Source organism: Nitrosopumilus sp. Nsub, from assembly GCF_001541925.1.
Taxonomy (GTDB): domain Archaea; phylum Thermoproteota; class Nitrososphaeria; order Nitrososphaerales; family Nitrosopumilaceae; genus Nitrosopumilus.
The window spans coordinates 1-22,771 of sequence record NZ_LQMW01000024.1; the positions used below are offsets into that span (position 1 = coordinate 1).

Sequence of the window (22,771 nt, forward strand, 5' to 3'; positions counted from 1 at the left end):
ATTATAATGTTGAGAGGGCACAGCGCGGTATTGTGTATATTGATGAAGTTGATAAAATCAGCCGCAAGTCTGATAACCCGTCCATTACGCGTGATGTCTCCGGAGAAGGAGTGCAACAGGCATTGCTGAAAATTATGGAAGGTACCGTCGCTTCGGTGCCGCCTCAAGGCGGGCGGAAACATCCGCAACAGGAATTTTTACAGGTTGATACGACCAATATATTATTTGTCGTTGGTGGTGCTTTCACTGGCCTTGATAATGTAATAAGTCGGCGTGGTAAAAAATCATCCATTGGCTTTGGTGCCGATATTCGTGAAAAGGATAATCGTCGCTTGGGTGATATTTTAATGGATGTGGAGCCCGATGACCTTGTTAAGTTTGGCCTTATTCCTGAATTTGTCGGGCGATTACCGGTGATTGCCACTTTATGTGATCTTGATGAGTCGGCTTTGGTGACCATTCTTACGGAACCAAAAAATGCTTTGGTCAAGCAATATCAAGCCTTGTTTGCAATGGAAAGAGTACGCTTGAGTTTCACCGAAGATGCCTTGCATATGATTGCTAAAAAGGCCATTGCACGTAAAACCGGTGCGCGTGGATTACGTTCGATTATGGAAAATATATTGCTCGATACCATGTATGACTTGCCCAATTATGAACAGGTTGAGGAGGTGGTCATCAATAATGAAGTTGTCAACTGCCAGGCACAACCCCTATTGATTTATTCCGACCACCATCACGACAAAAACGCGGAAAAGGCCTCCTGAGCCGAGTTTCTGCATGCTTGGGCTTGAAAAATCAGGCCTGATATACCACATCAGGCTTACCCATTTATGGTTCAGGAAGATATATTATGACAAATACTCTGCTTTTACCTGTTTTACCTTTGCGTGATATTGTTGTATTTCCGCATATGGTTGTCCCGCTTTTTGTGGGCCGGGCGGCATCCATGAGTGCGCTTGAAGCGGCGATGGAGCAGGGCAAGCAGATTCTTTTAGTCACACAGAAAAACCCCGATTCTGAAACTCCGCGAACTGAAGAACTGTATACACATGGCTGTCAAGCTAACATATTGCAGCTTTTGAAACTGCCGGATGGGAATGTTCGAGTACTGGTAGAAGGGCAGCGGCGTGTTCAGTTAAGCAATGTTCGCATGGAGAGCGATTATCTGGTCGCTGAAAGTCATGTCCTGGTTGAGCAGGTTCTCGACAATGAAAAATTTAAGGCTTTACAGCAGACCGCTATAGAGCAGTTCAGCTTGTATGGTAAGCTGAGTGCCAAGATAACGGACGAAGTTGTGGCAACATCCCATAAGATGACAGATGGGCGTAAATTGGCTGATCTGATAGCAGTCCATCTGGATGTGGAGGTTTCTGAAAAACAGAAAATTTTAAGCTTGGCGGATCCTGTGGTACGATTGACACTTATCCTGGAATTCATGCAGGCACAGCTGGAACGAATGAAAATTGATAAGAAAATCCGTACCCGTGTCAAAAGTCAGATGGAAAAAACTCACCGGGAATATTATTTAAATGAACAGATAAAGGCTATCCAGACAGAGCTCGGACATGGTGAAGTTCCGGATGAGATGACGGAAATGGCTGAGCGTATCAAGGCTTGTAAATTTACACCGGAGGCGCGCCAGAAAGCAGAAACGGAATTGACCCGATTGCGAAAAATGAGCCCGATGGCCGCGGAAGCCGGGGTTGGGCGCAATTATTTGGACGTGTTGCTGGAAATAGGAGAGTGAAGGTTGCGTCTATACTCCGCCCGGCTATCGCCGTGGGCGGAGTGAGTAGAATTTAATGCGTTTACTGTGTCCATCTCCAGCTTTTGCAGATGATACAGTTTTTTTATCAAGTTGAAGTTGATGTATGTAACCTACTTTTCTTCCAGACATATTCATAAATGGAATTTTATGTTTTAAGTTACCAACATCAATCCGAACACCAAAAACTGCAGGATTGTTATTACGAAACACCATTCCTTTCATAAATGTAAATTTAGAAATTGGTGTCAGTTCAGCAAACATTGCATCCTCCTCATTTGCTGAATCTTCTTCTACCCAAGCATTGTAATTGTCGATAAGACTGTAAATTACTTTATCCTCAAATAATTTGATATGACTGATTTCAGATTCTTCTTGTGCATCAGGCAATACTTTGACATTAAATGCCAAAACAATTCCTAAATGTCTATCATTTTCTTTGATAGCTTTGGCTTCAATAATATCTCGTCTATTTACAGGTCCAATATCGGCTTTTGCAACAGGAACCTGAGAGCGTTTAAGCATTTCAACAATTGCTTCCAAAGAACCTATAGTATCACATTTCAAAATAACTCCATTAGTTTCAGTATCAATAAACATAGATTGCATCTCAGATTCTATGAGTTTAGTAAATTTTTCAATCTCTTCGTTATTTTGTGCGACATAAAGTGTACTACCAGGAAGGACACCTTCAAGTTCAGGTGACGCAATTTTCAAACCAGCTGCTGCATCAACTTGAGGAACTGGTTTGAATTTATCTCTAGGATCTCTCATCTCATCAAGAGGTTTTGGTAAAAGTAGTGCTTTAGGTTTGGTAACAATCACAGAATCACGTTTTGCCACAACAATACTATTTTCTTTTTTGATAGTTCCATCAATTAAAATAATATTTGCAGTTTGTCCTAATCCAACCTCATCTTTAACTTCCAGAACAATTCCACGTGGTTCTTTTTCTTCTTGGTCCAATCTTTTTTGTAAATATTGTTGAGTTAATCCAACTAAAACACTAAGTAATTCTGGAACTCCTACACCAGAACGTGCAGAAATTGGAACTATAGCAATTTCAGACTTGAAATCTTCAACGCGGTAAAACGCTTCTGACTTGTATCCTAAAATAGACAAGGTTCCAACTACATCATAAATTTTTTGATCTAAGTCAGTTTGAATCGATGCATCCTGTTCTTTAATTGCTTGTGAAATAAATTGAGTTTCAGATTTTCGCCAACCAGAAATTTGGTCACATTTGTTTAATGCAACTACAAATGGAACTTTTCTACTTTGTAAGATTTTTAGACTTTCATTTGTTTGTGGTTGAAATCCACGATTTACATCAACTACCAAAATTGCAATATCAGCAGCTGATCCTCCACGTGAACGTAGATTTGTAAAAACTTCGTGTCCAGGTGTATCAATTACCAATAATCCAGGAACTTTATTTTCAGATCGTTCTAATTTTTTGTATAAAGGTCCACATGTCTCTTTGATTGTTTCAGTTGGAAGAAAACTTGCACCAATATGTTGAGTAATTCCACCTGCTTCTCTTCCCTGTACACCAGTACCACGAATTCTATCTAATAGAGATGTTTTTCCAGAGTCTACGTGACCAAGAACTGCCACTATGGGCTGACGAATTTGCAAATCAGATCACTCAAATGCTACCCTCGATTCATGATCAAAACTTTCTTGGGAATCTGATGCATGAATAATATTTTCACTAAAACCTAAACCAAAATCACCTCTAATAGAACCAGGATCAGCTTCAAAAGATTTTGTTGCACCAATCATAATTCTAGTTGTAGCAATTGCATTATTTCCTTCAATTATTGCAGCAACAACAGGTCCAGATGTAATAAAAGATGTTAATTCACCAAAAAATGGTTTATCCTTGTGAACGCCATAGAAATTTTCTGCTTGTGCTTGAGTAAATGTAAACATCTTTAATTTTAAAAGTTTGAATCCTTTTCTTTCAAATCTAGACACTACTTCTCCAACTAAATTTCTAGCTACAGCATCAGGTTTTACAATGAATAATGATTGTTCAGTCAATTCTAATTCTTTCTAATTCCGCCTTTGACATGTTTTTTAGTCCATTTTAATTTTCTTGGATCACGTTTTAGAACTAATGCATTTTTTTTACATTTTGCTGAACAAAACCATAAAACAGTTCCATCATTTTTAGCAAACATTGTTCCAGAACCTTTTGCAACAGGCCTATCACAAAAACTGCATGGTTTAACTAAAAGACTCAATCATATCACCTATTTGATTTTCTTTGCTTCCCTTTCTGTTTCTCTTAGCATTAAAATTTCATTCATTCTAACAGAACCTTTTACATTTCTTGTAAGAATTCTTCCTTTATCTTTACCTGTAAGAACTTTAACTCTAACTTGAATAACTTCGCCGGCAATTCCAGTTCTACCAACAATTTGAATAATTTCAGATTCTACTACTTCTTCAGTTGCACTCATTGTTCAGATTTACCGCCTTTTAATTCAACAATTTTTGTTGTAACTTGGTCGACGATATGTTGTGCATCGCCAGCATCCAAAATTGCTGCAGCGGCTGAAGTAATATCAATACCTAATGATTTGCCTAATTCTTCTTTATTTGGAACGAAAGCATATGCTGCACCTTGTTCTTCACATAGAATTGGAAGATGTGCTACTACCTCTGGTGGTTCAACATCTTCAGCAATTACAATTAATTTACTAGTACCACGTTCAATAGCCTTTGTTGCTTCATTTGTTCCTTTTTTGACTTTACCGCTGGTTGATGCAACTCTAACGGCTTCCAAGATTGGACTTACCAATTCTTCTGGAGTTTCAAATTTAACGTAATAGGCTTTTCCCATAGTATTATCGAATCCTGTGTATGGTATTAAAAGTGTTATCTGGAAATGATTGACTTGACTTTTTCAAGAAATTTTGTCATTAAAACGTCTAAATTCTCCAAATCAGTAGATTCGGCATAAATTCTAATGATCGGTTCAGTTCCACTTGGCCTAATCATAACCCAATTTTTTGAGTCAAGAGTGATTTTAATTCCATCAGAAGTATCAGAGTTTGGAAATTCATCTTTTAACGAAGATATTATTTTATTTGCATTTTCTTCTGAACATTCAATTTTATCCTTGGTGGTAAAGGAAGGAGGCAATTGAGAAATTTCCTGAGACAATGAATTATCAGTAGTAGATAAAAAATCCAACATCAATCCCAAACTCATACAACCATCTCTGACTTGATTATGTTTTCCAAACATGAATCCACCATTTTCTTCAAATCCAATTAATGCATTTGTTGAAAGCATTTTTCTAGAAACCTCAACACTTCCTACTTTAGTACGTATGACTTTTGAATCATATTTTTCAGTCAACATTTCAGTGTTCGTACCAGAATTCAGACAAGTGACAACTAAAGAATTTGGATTTTTGTTTAGAATATGTTTAATGAGAATTAATGCAGATTTATCACCAGTCAAAACATTTCCAAGTTCATCACAAAAAATACTTCGATCACCATCACCATCAAAGGCAATTCCAAAATCAGCTTTATTGTCTAAAACTGTTTTTGAAAGAACAGAAAGGTTTTGTGGAGTAGGTTCTGAACCACGTCCTGGAAATTTACCATCTACTATTTCATTTACAAGAATTACTTCACAGTTTAATTTTTTACAAAAATCAGGTGCAGTAACAGCCTGTGCACCATTACCTAAATCTAAAACAACTTTGAAGGGTTTTGATTCTATAAGATTAGAATCAATATGTGTTATAATTCCATTAAGATATGTTTCAATTGTTTTAGTTTCTTCATCAGTAATTCCCCATTTTTCAGGTCTGGGTAACCAATTTTTTTTGGTATAGATATCTTCAATTAATAATTCATCTTCACGGGAAATTTCAACACCATCTTTTCCAGCAGGTTTAATCCCATTGTATTGAGGTGGATTATGTGAAGCTGTTATCATAATTCCACCAGAATAACCAAGAGATTTTACTGCATATTCAAGACAAGGTGTTGGGACAAGACCTGCCACATTACAATCAATTCCAATAGAATTAAGACTAGAAGAAATGATTTTACAAATTAATGGACTTGATTCTCGTCCATCATATCCAATCAAAATTGGTCCTTTCTCAAAATATGTTCCTATAGATAATGTCATTTCATGAATGAATTCTAAAGTGAAATCTTCATCAAAAACACCTCTAATTCCATTGGTTCCAAAAAATTTTGCCATGAATGTATTCAATAATAGATAAATTTGTGTTTAATGGCAAAGTCGTTGCGGGAGTCGCCCAGCCTGGTCAAAGGCGTAGGGCTTAGGACCCTATCTCTTAGGAGTTCGTGGGTTCAAATCCCACCTCCCGCACCATCTTAATTACTGTGAATGATTAATAATGAGAAAAACTTCACCATACAAAGTTATGAAAAAAACAGTAGTAGGAATTACAGTTGTAGGTAAGGACAGAGAAGGTATTGTAGCTGCATTTACTAATTTTGCATTTTCTAAAGGAGGAAATATTGAAAAAGTAAATCAAAATGTAATCAAAAATCTTTTTGGTATGTATCTAGAAGTTTCATTTTCAAAAAAATTAGATGTAAAAAAATTTGATATTGAAATTCAAAAATTAGCAAAAAAAGAAAAAATGGATGTAAATACACATCATGAAACAAATTCTGAGAAAAATATTGCAGTATTTGTTACTAAAGAACCACTTTGTCTTCAAACATTTATTGTAAATAGAAAATCATTGAAAGGAAAAATTTCAGTAATTATAGGTACAGAAAAATCATTAGAACCAATAGCAAAAAAAGCAAAAATTCCATTCATTACAATAGAAGAAAAAAATCAAATAAAAGCTGAAGAAAAAATTATCAATATTTGTAAGAAATATAATATTGATTTAATTTCTCTTGCAAGATATATGAGAATTCTCAGTCCAAATTTTGTATGGAGATATCCAAATAGAATTATTAACATTCACCCATCACTTTTACCTGCATTTCCAGGTGCATCAGCATATGCACAAGCTTATGAGAGAGGTACGAAGATAGTCGGCGTAACATCACACTACGTTACAGAAAATTTAGACCAAGGACCAATAATTTTTCAAGATTCTTTCAAAGTGGATCCAAATGACACATTAGAAAAAATTAAATCAAAAGGACAAAAACTTGAAGCAGATACATTGCTAAAGGCAACAAAAATGCATTTAGAAAATAAACTTGAAGTTCGTTGGAGAAAAGTTCACATTAAATCTAAGTGAATTAAATGACAAATCTTACATCTCAGTTTGATCCAATTTTAAGAAATTTAACTAAAAATAAGAAGAAAATTGCTGTTATTCCAATTGGTTCAATTGAACAACATGGTCCACACCTACCAATTTCAACAGATTCAGATATTGTATCAGAAGTAGCAAGAAAAATTACTGACAAAAATGGATATCTTCTTCTTCCAACAATTACTTATGGGGTTTCTTTTGAACATGCACCATTTTTTAATTTAAGTATTAGAGAATCAACATTACGAACAATACTCACAGATTTGTGTAAATCATTATCAGAGAATAATATCAAAACAATCTTCATAATTAATGGTCATCATGGAAATTTAAAATCAATCAAAAATTTTGATTTGAAAATTCAAAAAATGTTAAAAAATAAAGTCAGAGTATGCCCATTATCATATTGGCATTTTATGGAAAGAGACTTTGATCATGCTGGATTTGTAGAAACATCATTAATGTTAGCAATTTCAAAAAATGTTAAAATGAATTTGGCCAAAAAAGGATTAATCACAGATAAAATGACAAAACAAGAAATTGTAAAAATTAGCAAATTAGCTAATCAATCATTTCCAAAGGCTACTAAAAATGGAATTTGGGGAGATCCAAGAAAGGCTACTAAAAAAGATGGAATAAAAATTTTGAATGAAATTGTACAAAATTTATCTAAAAAGTGTCAAACTTACCTTACTGAAGATAGGTTATAGGTACATAATGATATTTTAATATAATCCCTCAATATTCAAGTCAATGAGTGATATAGATGTCCGTTGATATGGCAGTAAAAGTATTGGATGAGAGTATTAATCAAGTTGTATTAATAAAACTCAAAGGAAGTAAAACAATTAGAGGTAATCTTTTAGGTTTTGATCAACACATGAATCTGCTACTCGATTCTTCAGAAGAGATACCTACTGAAGGCGAGACAAAAAGCCTTGGTTCCATCGTAGTTAGAGGAGATAATGTTGTAATGATATCCCCTCCACCACCAAAAAATTAGGTGATTTGGAATGACAAAAGGTACTACTTCTATGGGAGGATTTACTAAAAAGAAGGTCCATATTAGATGTAGAAGATGTGGTAAAAATTCACTACACAAGCGTCATCACCAATGCGCAAGCTGTGGATTCCCAGAGGCTAAACGAAGAAAGTATTCCTGGATTAAATGGTATACATAGATGCAAGAGATTGCCTTAATTCTTAGTTCAATTGCAGGAGTTGCAACAGCAGCTGCTGTTAGAAAGATGCCAAGAGATAAAAATCAATTATTAAGTTTGGGTGCAAGTTCACATATCAAAAATCAAATTAATTCTTTAAAAATTGAGAAAGACATTCTAACAAAAACAATTTCAAGATTATATCAATCAGATGATGAATTTTCTAAAATTCAAAAGGATAAACTTCTTCTAAAGTATCAACATCAATTAGGAATAATTTTAGCTAAATTAGAAAAACTTGAACAAGCCAGTAAACATCCAGACTTAGGTCCAGTTGGAGATGGTTTGATAAGTTTGATGGATCAAAAATTATCCAAACTTGATGATAGATTATACGACTTGTCATCAAAAATGGCAAATTCAAAAATTCAATCACCGGAAGTAAAACAAGAAAAAGAGGAAATTAAAAAACATATTTCTAAATCAATTAAGGAATCATTTAATTTTGAAAAACCAAAGGAAACAAAAATAGATCCAATTGCAATACCACCATCAAAATCAAAACGTTCATTTGAATTAACAACATTAACAAATATTCCAAAAAGTGAACCAAAATTCCCACTATTTGAAAAGAAAGAAATTACAAAACCAATGCCAAAACCAAAGACAATTCAAACTGAATTAATTAAACCAAAAGAAGAAATTGTTAAAGAAATTGTTCAATCAAAACCCAAAATAGAAGACAAAGTAGAAATTGTTCAATCAATTACACCTAAACCAGAAATATTAATTGAAAATAAACCAGACTTAGATAAAGAAGTAGCAAAAATTACTGAGCATAAAGCACTTCCAGAACCAGAACAAAAACCAAAGACATCAACAATCGAGGATGATTTTGATGAAGATAGTGATGATTTAGATAAAATCAAGGGCGATATCATGAGAGTTTTATCAAAACTTGATCAAGCAGAGGTAGAATAATTGTCTTATGATGATGCCATGGAGGCATTATCAAATGATGCACTAAAATTAATTAAAAATAATCAAGTGATTGGATTGGGTAGTGGTAGGGCTGCAACTTCATTGGTAAAATCACTTGCAAAATTAATTAAATTAAAAAATTATAACATCAAAGGCATTCCAACATCATTACAAATTAAATTTGTTGCAGAAAAAGCTGGAATACAATTAATTGAATCTGATCAGGTAAATCACATAGATATTGTATTTGATGGAGCAGATCAAATTGATTCACAAAAATATGTAATCAAAGGTGGTGGCGGAGCATTACTTCGAGAAAATATTTTGTTTAGTCTTGCAAAAAAAGTCGTAGTGATGGCAGATAAAACAAAATTTGTTAAAGATTTTACAAGAACAGTACCAATAGAAATTCATCCATTAGCAAGAAACGGAGTCATAAATTATATAAAAAAATTAGGAGGAGAATCTAAAATTCGCTCTTTAGATAGAGGTTATCCATTTTTTACAGAAAATGGGAACATTATTTTAGATTCTGATTTTGGAACAATAAAAAATCCCAAAATATTAACACAAAAAATTAAACAAATTCCAGGAGTTTTAGAATCAGGTATCTTTCTTAGAAAGCCAGATATTATTTACAAGGCTAAAACAAAAGGTAAATTTGAAATTATTTAGTAATCACTGTTCTTGAAACATGTTTTCCATGACCAAGTTTTCCAATTATCTCAAAATCATCAGCAACTAATTCACCTCTAACTATTGTCTTTACAGGCCAACCTTTCAGATTTCGTCCCTCATATACAATATAATCAGAAAAGCTTCCAAATAATTCAGAAGTTACTTTTTTCTCTTTTTTCAAATCAATCATAGTTACATCAGCATCTGAATTCTTTTCAAGGGTTCCTTTTTGCGGATACATACCAAAAATTTGTGCTGCATTAAAACTAGTAAATTTAACAAATTGTTCAAGCGTAATTCTATTTTGATTTACTCCATCATTAAGCAATAATGGTAAAGAAGTTCCAATTCCAGGAAAACCAGCTAAAGCACCCCACACATCATCACCATCAAGTTTTAGTTTCAATTGATTTGCAACATGATCTGTTCCTATTGTATCAATTTGATTATTTGATAATGCAGTCCAAACAGATTTTTTATCATTTTCAGTTCGTATTGGAGGCATCACTTTTGCAAGATATCCATTTTGTTTTTCATATGATAAAGTAAGATAGTGTGGACAAGTTTCTACAAAAATTTTTGTTCCGAGTTTTTTTTCTTCTTGAATTTGTAATAGTGCTTGTTCAGAACCAATATGAACAAAATAAATCACACAATCATATTTTCTACCAAATTGACATACTGTTTTAATTGCTTTAGCTTCAAATTCAGGTGAACGACTAGATGACCATGCAGATAACCCATCTTGGTTTTTTTCTTTTGCTTTTTTAATTCCACAACCACATGACTCATAATCTTCTGCATGAACAAGTACAGGACAACCAAGTTGTGCCGCATTTTTTACAATTTTTTCTACAAGTTCATCTGTAACATTTACTTTTGACGCAACAAGTTCAGAAGAATTAGGAGGCATATCCATGTATACATGTCCAACTTCGCCACCAAGATTCATGTAAATTTTAAAAGATGTGATTCCTTTTTCAACACAAAAATTCATTTCGTCAATTTGTTGTTGTGTAAAAATTGAAGCATGTATAGCATAATCAACATAATGATGTTTAGATGCTGATGTTAATTGAGATTGTAACGAATTTGTGAAAGGGTTTTCTAATCGAAGCATACGCATCATAGTTGTAATACCACCAATTGCTGCAGCATGAGACTCAGTTTTTGCAGCTTCATTAATTGGTGAATAGACACCATAATGAACATGAGTATCAATTCCACCAGGAATTGAAATTAATCCATTACCATTAATTTTATGATTACATGTTGGAAGATCATTTGTAAGTCCTACAATTTTTCCATCATCAATTATAATATTTTTGTCAATCATTCCAGTAGGAAGAATTACGTGTGAATCAACTATTACAGTATCATATGTCATCAAAAAAATTTACATCATATTCTCTATTATACATTAAGGAATACGCTTAAGTTAATAAAACAAAATGAAAAGTCATGGACGATTCAGAAATTGTAAAACGTGATCATCAGAGAAATAAATCTGAAATTGTAAAATTAGTCAAAGAGATGTTTAATCAGGGAAAGTGGGGAGATGAAGAATATAAAGAAAAACTCCAAGAGTTGGTTACAAAAGATGAAGAATTAGTCAAGAATGTTATTAAAAAAATCAAATTAGAAAAAGGAATAAAGTGATATTAAGAATGATTAAAAGCCCAAATTAGCCAAAAATAGTTGAGGGCCGATAGTTTAGAGGCATAATGCTTCGTTCGCAACGAAGATGACGAGGGTTCGATTCCCTCTCGGTCCATTTTACCAGAAACTATTATACATAAATAAAAAATACCATCATCATGGAAGTTTTTGACGGCAAAAAGGCAGCACAAGATTATATGTCAAAACACACATTAGCATTTTCTACTCCAGAACTAACTCTAATGAGATTTGCATTTTGGATGGGAGATTCAGTACCAGATCCTAAGAATGAAGGGAAAGGAATTCCAAGAATGATGACATACTTAACTGAACAAGATTTTGAACCAGTTTTAATTGATGATGAAACATATGTTCCAACAGGTGCAGTAAAAAGTTCAGCAAGTGTAGGAAATGCATACAACGAAGTAAAAACAGATGGAAAATTCTGTTCTGAATGTGGTACTAGTTTATCAATGACCGCAAAGTTTTGTCCAGAATGCGGTACAACACAAGAATAAAAAAATTATATTTTTAATTTTATACTTTAGATCCACACTTTGTGCAGAATTTTGAATTTGATCTCAATTCAGCACCACAAGAAGCACATCCATTTCCAGATTGTGGTGGTGGTGCAGTTTGCCTTGGCATCAAAGCTGGATCAGGAGATGGTAAAGTTCCAACATCTCCAAATGCTTCTTGTGCAGAAACAATTCCAGGTGGACCTCCACCTACAGGATTTTGCGTAGTTCCAGATCTTGGTGGTTGACCCATTCCCCCTGCCATCATTCCAGGTTGTCCCATTCCCGGCATTAATCCAGGAGACGGAGTATTCCCAGAACTAGAACCTTGAGATTTTCTTAATTCAAAAATTACTTTGATAGCTAAAAATTCTAATGCTGAATATGCAACTGTATAATCACCTAATTTTTGAAAGAATTCTTTGTCACTGATTTGACCTTTTTTGTACATATTGTTAGTATCTAAAAATGATTCATAGTATCCTTGAGATTCATCAAACAAACTCTGTAGTTTATCAAAAAGCATTCCAAGTGTATCTACTTCACCAAAAGACATAATCTGAATCAAATATTGGAATATTAATTACTTTAGGAAGAAAAAACAAGAAAAACGTTTTTGGTATTTTATGCTAATGCTCTGTCAATCATACTTTGGTATGATTCTTTAGAAGCAGCACCAACTTGTTGACTAACTATTTCACCTTTGTTAAGGAGGATCAAAGTCGGAATACTAAACACATTGTATTTAGAAGCTAATTCATTAGCCTCGTCAACATTAACCTTGACAAATTTTACTTTGCCATCATAGTCGTTTGCAAGTTCTTCAACTACTGGGCCTACCATTCTACATGGACCACACCATTCTGCCCAAAAGTCTACAAATACAGGAATGTCAGAATTAATGACATCTACTTCCCAAGACTTTGCATCTGAAATTTGAGTAATTCCCATTATAATTGGGATTTAATCATCACACCTAAAAACGTTCACCAAATTTCAATATGTTATTTTTTGAATTTAGATCAAATTTCATATATACTTAAATGACGTTTTGATAAATCTGAATTATGAGTTCAGAACTTAGATTAAAAAAATTAAGAGGTTCTGGAGGCTATGTTATGGCCACAGTTACAGATGAACAACAAATGAAAGGGAATTTAGGAGGTCCAGACTTATTTTTAGCACCAATTGGCAGATTAGATGCAGATAAAATTACTAAACATTTTTGCAATACATGTGAAAAAGAATTTGAAGGTCCACCAAAAATAGAGTTTGAAAATCCAAATGAAGAAGTAGCAGAAAATTTAGTTTTAGCTGAAAGAGGTCAGTATATTTGTAATTCATGTAATGCATCTATTGCAGAATATAGAGAATTCAAAAAACCAAATGAAGAAGTAGAAGTAGGAAGTGCAAAACCATTAGATTCAAACGCTACAACACCTGCAGTAGAAGCTACAACACCTGCAGTAGAAGCTACAACACCTGCAGTAGAAGCTACAACACCTGCAGTAGAAGCTACAACACCTGCAGTAGAAGCTACAACACCAAGTTCTTCCACATCTGTTAGTTCAATAGAAGGAAGAGCAGTAATAGATGAAAATGCAAATAAAATTGGTACTGCAAAACAAGTTGGTATTGATGGCAATACACAATCAATGGTTTTGGTAATAATCAAAATTGATGGAACTGAAGGCAGTATTCCTTGGACAAGTATTAAAAAAGTTGGGGAAGTCGTTTTACTAGGAAAACCTGAAGAAACTGCTGCATCTCAGCCAGGAAAATGTTCTGAATGTGGATTTGTAAATAAAGATGGCTCAAGATTCTGTGAAGAATGTGGAAATAAAATCCAATAATTAACAAACTTAATGAAATATCAATAAGGAAATAATGTAATTGACTAAAAGATCTATCTCAAAAGGTGTTATCAAAGATATTGTAATCGTAGCAGTAGCAGTAGTAGTTATTTGGATTGGGTTAACAGCTGCATTTGGAACTCAAAATCCATTTTATGTTGTTGCAAGTGGAAGTATGATTCCAGCCTTAGAAGTTTATGACATCATAGTTATTCAAGGACATGAGCCATTTGAAGAAGTTCAAGTAGGAGACATAATTGTGTTTGATAGGCCTTCAGATCACAACAGGGTAATTGTTCATAGAGTTGAATCAATTCTTAGCGAAGATCCACTTACAGTCAGAACACAAGGTGATGCAAATCCATCATTCATCAGAGGTACAGATTATCCAATTACAGAAGAAGAATACATTGGTAAAGTAGCATACATCATTCCACAAGTAGGATACATTACACAAGTGTTGAAACCTCCAATGAATTATATCATTATTGCAATTGTCGTAGGGATTATGATCATTAAACAATTTACAGGTAAGAAAAAAGATGTGGAAGATATAGTAAGTAAAGAAACATTAGAAGAATTATCGGACATTGGTAAAATAGAAACAGATTCTGAATATTCAGCAGAAATAAACAAATCAGAAATTTCTGAAGAGAAAATTGAAGAATCTAAACAAGTTGAAGAGAAATCAGACGAAGATAAAGAAAATAAGCAATAAATTAATTTTCTAAATTAAAGTACAGAGTCTTTTGTTTTGAAAACACGTTTAAAGTAATCAGATGGTTCTGAAGGTTCTTCAATATCATTTGTGATACCAGCAAGGTTCTTTGCTAAATTTTTCTTGTATCCAACTTGCATTTGGCGTTGAATTTGGATTCTTTGAGCCTGTGGTGAACCGGCACCATGCATAGATTCTGTTAGATATCCAACTGCATTTCTACCAAGAGTCATATTTTCAATTAATCTTAAAATTCTCATTCTATTTTCTACATCTACACCTTTTCTTGCTGCAAGATATTTTTTTAACATTGGACCAGCTTCTGGATGTCTAAAATCTTGTTCAGATGGCAATGTTACCATTAATCCACCTGCAATATCTTGTGCAAGTCTACTAATTTCATAAGGGAATCTAGTTACATTGTGTTTACATACTTGTGCAAGCATATCGTCATTGAGAAATACACCAGATTTCATTTTTTGTCCTTGATATGAAGATGCAATGCCTGCAGCAAAAATGGTTTCATTAAGATGAGTCATCTCAATAATTTTATCTTTAATGTGAGAAACTTTTGGAACGCCATTATAGTCTGCAATTGTTGCAGCAGCACCAATTAGCACATCACCTAATCCAGTTTTACAAACATAACTACGTCTATGATAACAAGTAAAACGTTCAACTAACATAGATGCAAATTCAAATTCTCCATTCATGAAAACTTTTTCCCATGGAATAAACACCCTATCTAAAACTATCAAAGCTTCTTGTCCTCCAAATTTTGCGTTACCAGAATCAATGTCACCTTCTTCCATACTTCTAGTGTCACATGATTGTCTACCGTAAATGTAAGTAATTCCTTCTGCATCTGCCGGAACTGCACCTACAATTGCCCAATCTTTATCATTTTCAGTTAATCTAATTGTTGGCATCAAAATTATCCAATGAGAGTTAATACATCCTGTTTGATGTGCTTTAGCTCCTGAAACATAAACACCTTTTTCATCACTATCAACAATTCTAGTAAAAAGATCAGGATCCTCTTGTTCAGATGGCCCTTTACTTCTATCACCTTTAGGATCAGTCATTGCACCTCCAATAACGAGATTTCCTTTCTGAACCATTTTAATAAATTCTAAAAATCTTTTATGATAATCAGTTCCATGTTTTTCATCAATTTCAAATGTTGTGGAATGTAAAGAATTCATAGCATCCATTCCAACACATCGTTGGAAACAAGTACCAGTATTTTGACCTAATTTTCTTTGCATTTTATTTTGTAAAACTAAATCTTCTGCACTTTCTGCAATATGTAAAAATCGATTAACCTTCAATCCTGTTATTGATGAATCTGCTGAAGCAAGGGATTCTTCACGTATTGCAAGATCATAAGTTTCAGCTACTGCATTAATTGACGGTCTAATCACAGGATGATCTACAGGTTCTTTAACAAGTTCTCCAAAGAGGTAGACCTTTAGATTTCGATTTCTGAGACTTTCAATATAATCATCTCCAGATCTAATTACAGTAGACTCATTACTCATAATTCAATAAGGCTTAAGTTCTATAAATAGTCTAAATTCCAAAAAAGAGAATTTTATGAATAAAAATTAATTATAGGCCGATTCTAACGTCTAAAATTTTACAACCCTTTCCTTTTTCCATTACAAGTACAGGATTCATATCTAATTCTTTGATCTCTTTGAAATCAGTAACTAATTGTGAAAGTCGCTGAATACATTCAGATAATTTTGCAATATCAGAGGGTTTTTCGCCTCGAACTCCTTGAAGAAGTTTTTGAGTTTTAATTGAGGCAATCATATCATCAGATTCTTTGTCTGTGACAGGTGCAAGTTTGAATGTAACATCTTTTAGAACTTCAACGTAAATTCCACCCATTCCCAACATAATTACCGGTCCAAATCCAGGCTCTAATTTGGAGCCAATGATTAATTCCTTTCCTCCCTTAACCATTTCAACAATTAACACTCCCTTAATCTCAGCTTTTTTATCATAATTTTTAGCATTTTTAATAATTGTCTTAAAAGCAGCCTTTACCTCAGCATCATTAGTTAGATTAACTTTGACACCACCTGCATCAGATTTATGTATAATTTGAGGCGATGCAATTTTCATAACAACAGGATAGCCAATTTTCTTAGCAGTTTTTACTGCTTCAGATTCGTTTGTAGCAAGTGCACTAGCAGGAAGTGGTAAACCGTATGCTTTGAGAACTTCTTGTCCTTCTTCTTCTAAGAGGTTTGGTCTTTTTTCACTTTTTACTTTATCAAATATTTTTTGGGCTTTAGTTTTATTTACTTTGAATTTTGTAATTTTTCCTTGTGGAGATTTAACCCAATTTCTAAATCTAATCATTGCAGCAAGAGTTCGAATTGCACCTTCAGCATATGTATAATATGGAACATTTCCTTTTGCTAAAATTTCCCTATTAGTGATTCCTTCATCCAATCCCATTAAACTAGCAAGCATTGTTTTTTTATATTTTTTAGACATGTTAACAATTACCTCTGCTAATTTATCATAGTCTAAAGTTCCAGATGGAGTACACATTGAAATAACTGAACCAACTTTTGGATGAGCAAGTACTCTGTCTAAAACATTATTGAATCGATTAAAATCAGCATCACCTACAATGTCAACAGGATTTCTAGAGCTTCCCCAAGGCGGAATTACTTGATCAATTTTTTTTCTGACACTTGTAATATCAGCCATTTTGATATTCATTTTTGAACAAGCATCAGTTGAAATAATTGCAGGGCCACCTGCATTTGAAACAATTACTAGATCACCAGCTAATGGTAATGGTTGTTTAGAAAAGGCAGTTGCATAATCAAATAATTCTTCCATAGTATCAACTCTAATTGCACCTGATTGTTTTAGTAACGCATCATAAATTTCATCAGAACCCATTAATGCACCAGTATGGGACATTGCAGCCTTTGCACCTTCAGGACTACGCCCAGATTTGAGAACAAGAACTGGTTTTTTGAGTTTTTTAGTAATATTTTTACAAACTTTAAGAAATTCTTGTCCATCACCCATATCCTCAAGATACATTACAATAACTTCAGTTTGTTTGTGGTTAGCTAGAATTTTTAATACATCAACTTCACTCATTGCAGCTTTATTTCCAAGACTGACAACTGCTGAAAAACCAATTCCTTGAGCACTAGCATCTTCAACTAATGCAGCACATATTGCACCGCTTTGAGAAACAAGTGCAATTTTTCCAGATTTTGGTGTGATTTTAAGAAATGTAGAATTCATCATTGTTTTAGGATCGAGATTCATCACACCAAGACAGTTTGGTCCAATGATTTGGATTTTGTATTTTTTAGCTATATCTTTAATTTCTTGTTCACGTTTTGCACCCTCTTCATCTACTTCTTTGAAACCAGCTGTAATGATAATTACGCCTTTAATTTTTTTCTTACCACATTCTTCTAAAACAGGTGCAACTAGTGTGTTTTTAATTACAATAACTGCTAAATCAATTTGCTTTGGAACATCTAACACAGTTTTGTAAGCTTTTTTAGAAAATACTTTATCACGTGATGGACTAATCGGATAGACAATACCTTTGAAACCATTCATAATATTTGATGTAATGGTAGCACCTACACTACCAGCTTTATCTGATGCACCAATTACTGCAATTGATTTTGGAGATAAAAAGACAGATTCTGCCATGATAAAATGAATTTAAAATTTCTATAATAAAGTTATTCATAGAAATTTCTGATCTCTAATTCTAACTTCCTAACATCTTACCTGCAAGATTTTCTTTTCTAGGAATCCAAACTATAGATAAATGTGAGAATTTTCCAATAATTAGCCATGATTCACGAGCTAGATCACGAAGTTTTTCATTATTTATTGCAAATTCATGATTTAATTGATTTACAGTATTTTTAGAATCACTGAAAATAGTTATTTCATAATCAGTATCTACGAATTTCTTTAATGCAGAAATTATTGCCAAATATTCAGCTTGATTATTTGTAATTTCAGGTTTTTTTTCATAAAATGATTCTCCAGTTTCTTTTACAAAAAAACCAAATCCACCATTTGAACCACCAGATCCATCAACATAAACACTAATTTTCAATTTTTACTGACTATTATCAAAATAGAAAGTATAAAAAAGATAATCAAACAAAGTGAAATGAATAAAATGATGTTAAATTATGATCCACCACTATATAGACCACCATCAGAAGCTAGATCACTGATTTTTCAAGTTACGTTAGGTTGTTCATTTAATGAATGCTCATTTTGCGATATGTATAGATCAAAAGAATATTCTGAAAGATCATGGGATGATATTAAAGCTGAAATTGATATGATGGCAAAATATGTTCCAGATACAAGAAGAGTATTTCTTGCAGATGGGGATGCACTGAATCTTGATTCAGAATATATGATTAAAATTTTAAAATACATTAGAGAAAAATTTGCAAATATTGAAAGAATTTCATGTTATGCAATGCCAATGAATATTTTGAAAAAAACACCTGAAGAATTAAAGAAAATGAATGAAGCAGGACTGGACATGTTCTATTTAGGAATTGAAAGTGGTTCAGATATTGTTTTGAAAAAAGTAACTAAGGGTGCAGTTGCAAAAACAATCATCAAATCAGTTAACAAAGCAAAAGAGGCAGGCTACATAATGTCATGCATGGTAATTTTAGGATTAGGTGGAAAAAAATATTCAAAAGAACATATCAAAGGTACAGCTGAAGTAATTAGTGCCTGTTCACCAAATTATGTTGGTGCATTAACATTGTATTTAGAAAATGGAATCAAACAAGAATTTATCGATAAGTATGATGGAGAATTTGTTAGAATCAATGATGATGAGGGATTAGAAGAACTTTATGAATTAGTTAAGCAAATCAATACAAATGAAAAAATTGTATTTAGAGTAAATCATGGTTCAAATGCATATACTGTAAAAGGTACATTTCCACAAGATAAACAAGAAATGTTAGAAAAAGTTGAATGGATGAAAGAACATCCAGAAATTGTACGTCCTCAAGGAATCAGAGGATTTTAAATTATAAATTCTCAATAATAGATTTTAAATTTTCAGGAAGATCAGGTAATTCAGTATGACTTTCATTGTTTTGAAGAACTTCAGGACCGATTCGTCTAACTATTTGTGTTGCAATTAAAGTATCAATATTTCGTTGAATATCTTTTTCACTCATTACAGTTTTTAATTTTTCAAGAACAGTTTCCTCATGTTCATATTTTTTAATTCCATATTGAACCAAAATGGTTTTTTCATTAGAGGAAAATTCAGACATGAATATTATTAAAAAATAAAGGCTAAGAGTCTTTTGATATTAAAAAATGCTTAAAATATGATAGATTTTATTTTAAAAGTATGCAAACAAAATTCCAACTAATTTCTAATGTTTTGACAATAAGAAAATATGCCATGGTTGGAATAATTAGTGGAATTGGATTGGGAATAATTTATTATTTTTTGACTATGTCAATGTTACCGACTCACTTTGATGCAGCAGTAGAACTAGCACCACATTATCTTTTTACATCAATTGGTTTGACAGTAGTAATTTCATCCTTAGCAGGGATTAATTTTGCAATGATGGCATTTAAGATTAATCAAATGAAAAAAATAAATTCGGTAAAATCTAATTCAGTTAAAACAAATTCATCTGCACTTTTTGGAGGAGTCTTTGCTGCATTTACACCAGGATGTCCTGCATGTACTGCCCCATTAGCAGTAATTTTAGGAGCCGTTGGAGGATTGTCATTATTTCCAATGCAAGGGTTAGAATTGAAATTTATCTCAATAGGAGTATTGTTCTTTTCAATTTATTGGATTACTAGAGGATTACAAAGTAAAAGTTGTTGTAAAATTGGATAAGAAAATTATTTCTTTCTTTGAACTTGGAAGATTTTATATCCATATTTTTTATTGATTTCAGTTTCAGGTAATTGAGAAATATCATATACATCAAATTTCTTGAAAGCATGATACAAATTATTATCAACAATAAGACTATTCTCAGGGCAAAGTGAATTTATTTTAAAACATCTATTTACAGTTGGTCCAAAAATGTCACTAATTGTAGAAGTAGTACTTTGAGCTACTTTAACTGAGCCGTAACTGATACTAATTTTATAATTTAATGCAGGCATTCCTTCTTTTTCCAACTGTTTTGTTAAATCATCATGGGATTCAATCATATTCAAACAACATTCAATAATATTTTTTAGAATTTTACTATCATAAAGATCAATATTTGGAAATCTAAACATCAATGCATCACCAATATTTTTCACTACTTCACCATCATAACTTTTAACAATTTTAGCCATAAAATTTAGAAAGATTTCATATAATTTAGTAACATCATCATCTGATAAAATAGAAGAAATTTTTGTTGAATCTTTCATATCTATAACACAAACACAATCATTTTGAGTATGTTGAGAAAATTTTAGAAGAATATCTTCCTGTTGTTTGATAACTTCTTCTTTTTGTTTAATGGTAATTTCTGCTTCTTGTAATTTTTTTGCCATATTGTCAAAGGACTCAGAAAGATTGCCTATTTCATCACGAGATTTTATATTAGTTCTAACATCAAATTCACCACGAGAAATTTGATAAGTTGCTTCGCTAAGTTTTCTGAGTGGTTCAGAAAGACGTTTTGACAAAAAATATGTCAAGATACTTAATGAAATCATTAAAGAAATTCCAATTACGACGATATTTTCTTGTAGTTGAAATAATGAAATATTATCAAAATTAAGAAAAATTACAGTTGTAATAGATATTGAAATTAAAGTAGTCGATAAAACTAATACTAGTAATTTTTTTTGTAAACTAAAAAAAGTGAATGAAGACATTCTAATCAACCTAAGATGTTATTATTTATAGCATTACGTAATTCTCAGAGTTACTTGTGTAAAAATGGGCCCACGGTGATTTGAACACCGGATCTTCGCCGTGTAAGGGCGACGTCATAACCGAGCTAGACTATGAGCCCACTGAAACATTCCTCGTTGAAATCCATTTAAACTTTGAGACATGGTAAAATATAGAAATTTGGTAGAAAGTAATCAAGACTATGAATAATTGTGATTTTTTTTCCAGTCCAATTGGACTAGGTCATGTGACTAGAGATATTGCAATAGTCAATAATTTAGAAGATTTTTTAGTGAATTTCGTTACAGGTAGTGGAGCTGCTCAAATTTTAAAAAAATTAGATCATAATGTAGATAATGTCTATAATCCACCTTCTTTTTTTGTAGAAAATGGAGTGTTAAATAATCAAACAAAGTGGTTATGGAAATATTATCAATATTACAAAAATTGTAAAAACATATCAAATAAAATTATTGAAAAAAATAATTCAGAATTAGTAATTAGTGATGAAGATTTTGCATCATTGACTATTGCACAAGAATTGAAAATTCCAAATATTTTGATTACGGATGTATTAGAAACTAAATTTACAAAAGGAATAACATCATTTATTGAAAAAAAGATGAATAAATCAATGATGAAAATAATTAAAAATTGTGATATCGTTATAATTCCAGAAGACGGGGAGGATGTAGATAATATAAGAAGAATTGGGCCAATTGTTAGAAAAATAAATCATTCTAGAGAAGAATTAAGAAAGAAATTTTTATTTAATAAAAAAACAATTCTAATTTCAATTGGTGGCACAGATGCAGGATTGTTTTTAATCCATCAATCAATAAAATCAATGTTGAAATTAAATTTAGATGTTGAAATTATTCTAGTGACTGGTCCATCTATAACAAAAGAATTTGAAAATGTAAAAAATTTAGGATTTGTAGATAACTTACATGAATTAATTTATGCTGCAGATTTAGTAATTTCACTTGCAGGAAAATCAACAATTGATGAAGCAAAAGCGTATGGTACACCCGGTATATTTATCCCAATAAAAGGTCATTTTGAACAAGAGAATAATTCCAAAAATGAGGGATTTAGTTTTGATGACATAAACAGACTAGATAAATTAATTTTAGAAAAATTAGATGAAAAAAGAAATAAAATAAATACAAATGGTGCAGAATTAGCAGCTGAAATTATTAGAAAATTTACAAAATAGAATCAAATAGTTAA

Annotated in this window: 29 protein-coding genes and 3 tRNA genes; 17 read left to right on the forward strand and 15 right to left on the reverse strand. The window is 32.4% G+C overall.

Translation table 11 applies throughout. The features are described from left to right. Both clpX and AW732_RS07465 read left to right on the forward strand, forming a co-directional pair. A partial coding sequence (gene clpX / locus AW732_RS07460; RefSeq protein ID WP_067960797.1) for an ATP-dependent Clp protease ATP-binding subunit ClpX occupies window positions 1-767 on the forward strand: 767 nt, incomplete at its 5' end. Between the two features lie 86 nt (window positions 768-853). Continuing rightward, on the forward strand, window positions 854-1,750 hold the full coding sequence (locus AW732_RS07465; protein ID WP_067960800.1) for an LON peptidase substrate-binding domain-containing protein: 897 nt from the start codon (window positions 854-856) through the stop codon (window positions 1,748-1,750). Between the two features lie 24 nt (window positions 1,751-1,774). On the opposite strand, the gene infB is transcribed toward AW732_RS07465, so the two are convergent. From infB to glmM, 6 genes are read right to left on the reverse strand one after another with little or no spacing between them, the layout of a single operon-like run. Then, complete coding sequence (gene infB, locus AW732_RS07470; RefSeq protein WP_253805601.1) at window positions 1,775-3,406, reverse strand: translation initiation factor IF-2; 1,632 nt, start codon at window positions 3,404-3,406, stop codon at window positions 1,775-1,777. A 6-nt stretch (window positions 3,407-3,412) separates the two neighbouring features. Continuing rightward, complete coding sequence (ndk, locus tag AW732_RS07475; RefSeq protein WP_067960803.1) at window positions 3,413-3,814, reverse strand: nucleoside-diphosphate kinase; 402 nt, start codon at window positions 3,812-3,814, stop codon at window positions 3,413-3,415. Window positions 3,815-3,816: 2 nt separating this feature from the next. Continuing rightward, on the reverse strand, window positions 3,817-4,017 hold the full coding sequence (locus tag AW732_RS07480) for a 50S ribosomal protein L24e (RefSeq protein WP_067960816.1): 201 nt from the start codon (window positions 4,015-4,017) through the stop codon (window positions 3,817-3,819). 9 nt (window positions 4,018-4,026) lie between these two features. Next, a complete protein-coding gene (locus AW732_RS07485) occupies window positions 4,027-4,236 on the reverse strand; it encodes a 30S ribosomal protein S28e (protein ID WP_067960819.1) in 210 nt (69 codons plus the stop codon). After that, window positions 4,233-4,619: a 50S ribosomal protein L7Ae gene (rpl7ae, locus tag AW732_RS07490; protein ID WP_067960821.1), complete on the reverse strand. Its 387-nt coding sequence runs from the start codon at window positions 4,617-4,619 to the stop codon at window positions 4,233-4,235. The genes AW732_RS07485 and rpl7ae overlap by 4 nt, the downstream gene beginning before the upstream one ends. Window positions 4,620-4,654: 35 nt before the next feature. Next, on the reverse strand, window positions 4,655-6,004 hold the full coding sequence (gene glmM / locus AW732_RS07495) for a phosphoglucosamine mutase (protein ID WP_067960823.1): 1,350 nt from the start codon (window positions 6,002-6,004) through the stop codon (window positions 4,655-4,657). 47 nt (window positions 6,005-6,051) lie between these two features. Between glmM and AW732_RS07500 the strand changes: the two genes are divergently transcribed. The 7 genes from AW732_RS07500 (at window position 6,052) to rpiA (ending at window position 9,868) form a co-directional block, all read left to right on the forward strand. After that, window positions 6,052-6,139, forward strand: a tRNA-Leu gene (locus AW732_RS07500). Window positions 6,140-6,191: 52 nt separating this feature from the next. Then, on the forward strand, window positions 6,192-7,034 hold the full coding sequence (locus AW732_RS07505) for a formyltetrahydrofolate deformylase (protein ID WP_067961076.1): 843 nt from the start codon (window positions 6,192-6,194) through the stop codon (window positions 7,032-7,034). A gap of 5 nt (window positions 7,035-7,039) precedes the next feature. Then, entirely contained in the window at window positions 7,040-7,762 is a 723-nt protein-coding gene (locus AW732_RS07510; protein ID WP_067960825.1) for a creatininase family protein, read from the forward strand. Window positions 7,763-7,818: 56 nt separating this feature from the next. Beyond that, window positions 7,819-8,055 carry an LSm family protein gene (locus tag AW732_RS07515; protein WP_067960829.1) on the forward strand — a complete coding sequence of 79 codons (237 nt, stop codon included), beginning with the start codon at window positions 7,819-7,821 and terminating at the stop codon, window positions 8,053-8,055. Window positions 8,056-8,065: 10 nt separating this feature from the next. Continuing rightward, window positions 8,066-8,233, forward strand: a complete 168-nt coding sequence (locus AW732_RS08465; RefSeq protein WP_008297772.1) for a 50S ribosomal protein L37e — start codon at window positions 8,066-8,068, stop codon at window positions 8,231-8,233. Beyond that, a complete protein-coding gene (locus AW732_RS07520) occupies window positions 8,234-9,193 on the forward strand; it encodes a hypothetical protein (protein ID WP_067960832.1) in 960 nt (319 codons plus the stop codon). After that, entirely contained in the window at window positions 9,194-9,868 is a 675-nt protein-coding gene (gene rpiA / locus AW732_RS07525; protein ID WP_067960836.1) for a ribose 5-phosphate isomerase A, read from the forward strand. On the opposite strand, the gene AW732_RS07530 is transcribed toward rpiA, so the two are convergent. Further along, on the reverse strand, window positions 9,861-11,258 hold the full coding sequence (locus tag AW732_RS07530) for an amidohydrolase family protein (protein WP_067960838.1): 1,398 nt from the start codon (window positions 11,256-11,258) through the stop codon (window positions 9,861-9,863). The two genes, rpiA and AW732_RS07530, sit on opposite strands and share 8 nt — an antisense overlap. Before the next feature lie 74 nt (window positions 11,259-11,332). On the opposite strand from AW732_RS07530, the gene AW732_RS07535 reads away from it, so the two are divergent. The 3 genes from AW732_RS07535 to AW732_RS07545 all read left to right on the forward strand — a co-directional run bounded on the left by AW732_RS07535 (window position 11,333) and on the right by AW732_RS07545 (window position 12,048). After that, window positions 11,333-11,530, forward strand: coding sequence for a hypothetical protein (locus tag AW732_RS07535; RefSeq protein ID WP_067960841.1), 198 nt, complete (start codon window positions 11,333-11,335; stop codon window positions 11,528-11,530). 43 nt (window positions 11,531-11,573) lie between these two features. Further along, a tRNA-Ala gene (locus tag AW732_RS07540) sits at window positions 11,574-11,645 on the forward strand. A gap of 43 nt (window positions 11,646-11,688) precedes the next feature. Then, window positions 11,689-12,048 (forward strand): zinc ribbon domain-containing protein, encoded by a 360-nt coding sequence (locus AW732_RS07545; RefSeq protein ID WP_067960844.1) that lies wholly within the window; start codon window positions 11,689-11,691, stop codon window positions 12,046-12,048. Between the two features lie 19 nt (window positions 12,049-12,067). Here AW732_RS07545 and AW732_RS07550 read toward each other — a convergent pair whose 3' ends face one another. Next, window positions 12,068-12,604, reverse strand: coding sequence for a zinc ribbon domain-containing protein (locus AW732_RS07550; RefSeq protein ID WP_067960846.1), 537 nt, complete (start codon window positions 12,602-12,604; stop codon window positions 12,068-12,070). 68 nt (window positions 12,605-12,672) lie between these two features. Beyond that, complete coding sequence (gene trxA, locus AW732_RS07555; protein WP_067960849.1) at window positions 12,673-12,999, reverse strand: thioredoxin; 327 nt, start codon at window positions 12,997-12,999, stop codon at window positions 12,673-12,675. A gap of 116 nt (window positions 13,000-13,115) precedes the next feature. Between trxA and AW732_RS07560 the strand changes: the two genes are divergently transcribed. Together AW732_RS07560 and AW732_RS07565 are read left to right on the forward strand one after the other, a co-directional pair. Then, window positions 13,116-13,901, forward strand: a complete 786-nt coding sequence (locus AW732_RS07560) for a PRC-barrel domain-containing protein (protein WP_067960852.1) — start codon at window positions 13,116-13,118, stop codon at window positions 13,899-13,901. Window positions 13,902-13,941: 40 nt separating this feature from the next. Then, window positions 13,942-14,619, forward strand: a complete 678-nt coding sequence (locus tag AW732_RS07565; RefSeq protein ID WP_067960855.1) for a signal peptidase I — start codon at window positions 13,942-13,944, stop codon at window positions 14,617-14,619. 14 nt (window positions 14,620-14,633) lie between these two features. Here AW732_RS07565 and AW732_RS07570 read toward each other — a convergent pair whose 3' ends face one another. The 3 genes from AW732_RS07570 to AW732_RS07580 form a co-directional block, all read right to left on the reverse strand. Next, window positions 14,634-16,160, reverse strand: coding sequence for a 4-hydroxyphenylacetate 3-hydroxylase N-terminal domain-containing protein (locus tag AW732_RS07570; protein ID WP_067960858.1), 1,527 nt, complete (start codon window positions 16,158-16,160; stop codon window positions 14,634-14,636). 70 nt (window positions 16,161-16,230) lie between these two features. Next, window positions 16,231-18,327: a 4-hydroxybutyrate--CoA ligase gene (locus tag AW732_RS07575; RefSeq protein WP_067960861.1), complete on the reverse strand. Its 2,097-nt coding sequence runs from the start codon at window positions 18,325-18,327 to the stop codon at window positions 16,231-16,233. Between the two features lie 61 nt (window positions 18,328-18,388). Next, the gene (locus tag AW732_RS07580; protein WP_067960866.1) at window positions 18,389-18,745 is read right to left on the reverse strand and encodes a reverse transcriptase-like protein; all 357 of its coding nucleotides are present in this window, start codon (window positions 18,743-18,745) and stop codon (window positions 18,389-18,391) included. Window positions 18,746-18,811: 66 nt separating this feature from the next. On the opposite strand from AW732_RS07580, the gene AW732_RS07585 reads away from it, so the two are divergent. Continuing rightward, entirely contained in the window at window positions 18,812-19,693 is an 882-nt protein-coding gene (locus AW732_RS07585; protein WP_067961079.1) for a radical SAM protein, read from the forward strand. A 1-nt stretch (window position 19,694) separates the two neighbouring features. On the opposite strand, the gene AW732_RS07590 is transcribed toward AW732_RS07585, so the two are convergent. After that, window positions 19,695-19,946 (reverse strand): hypothetical protein, encoded by a 252-nt coding sequence (locus AW732_RS07590; protein WP_067960869.1) that lies wholly within the window; start codon window positions 19,944-19,946, stop codon window positions 19,695-19,697. 80 nt (window positions 19,947-20,026) lie between these two features. Between AW732_RS07590 and AW732_RS07595 the strand changes: the two genes are divergently transcribed. Continuing rightward, on the forward strand, window positions 20,027-20,533 hold the full coding sequence (locus AW732_RS07595; RefSeq protein WP_067960872.1) for a hypothetical protein: 507 nt from the start codon (window positions 20,027-20,029) through the stop codon (window positions 20,531-20,533). A gap of 5 nt (window positions 20,534-20,538) precedes the next feature. Here the strand turns inward: AW732_RS07595 and AW732_RS07600 are convergent, their stop codons facing one another. Together AW732_RS07600 and AW732_RS07605 are read right to left on the reverse strand one after the other, a co-directional pair. After that, on the reverse strand, window positions 20,539-21,519 hold the full coding sequence (locus tag AW732_RS07600) for an adenylate/guanylate cyclase domain-containing protein (RefSeq protein ID WP_082697443.1): 981 nt from the start codon (window positions 21,517-21,519) through the stop codon (window positions 20,539-20,541). A 65-nt stretch (window positions 21,520-21,584) separates the two neighbouring features. Further along, window positions 21,585-21,659, reverse strand: a tRNA-Val gene (locus AW732_RS07605). An 81-nt stretch (window positions 21,660-21,740) separates the two neighbouring features. Here AW732_RS07605 and AW732_RS07610 point away from each other — a divergent pair. After that, on the forward strand, window positions 21,741-22,757 hold the full coding sequence (locus AW732_RS07610) for a glycosyltransferase (protein WP_067960882.1): 1,017 nt from the start codon (window positions 21,741-21,743) through the stop codon (window positions 22,755-22,757). Window positions 22,758-22,771 lie beyond the last annotated feature (14 nt).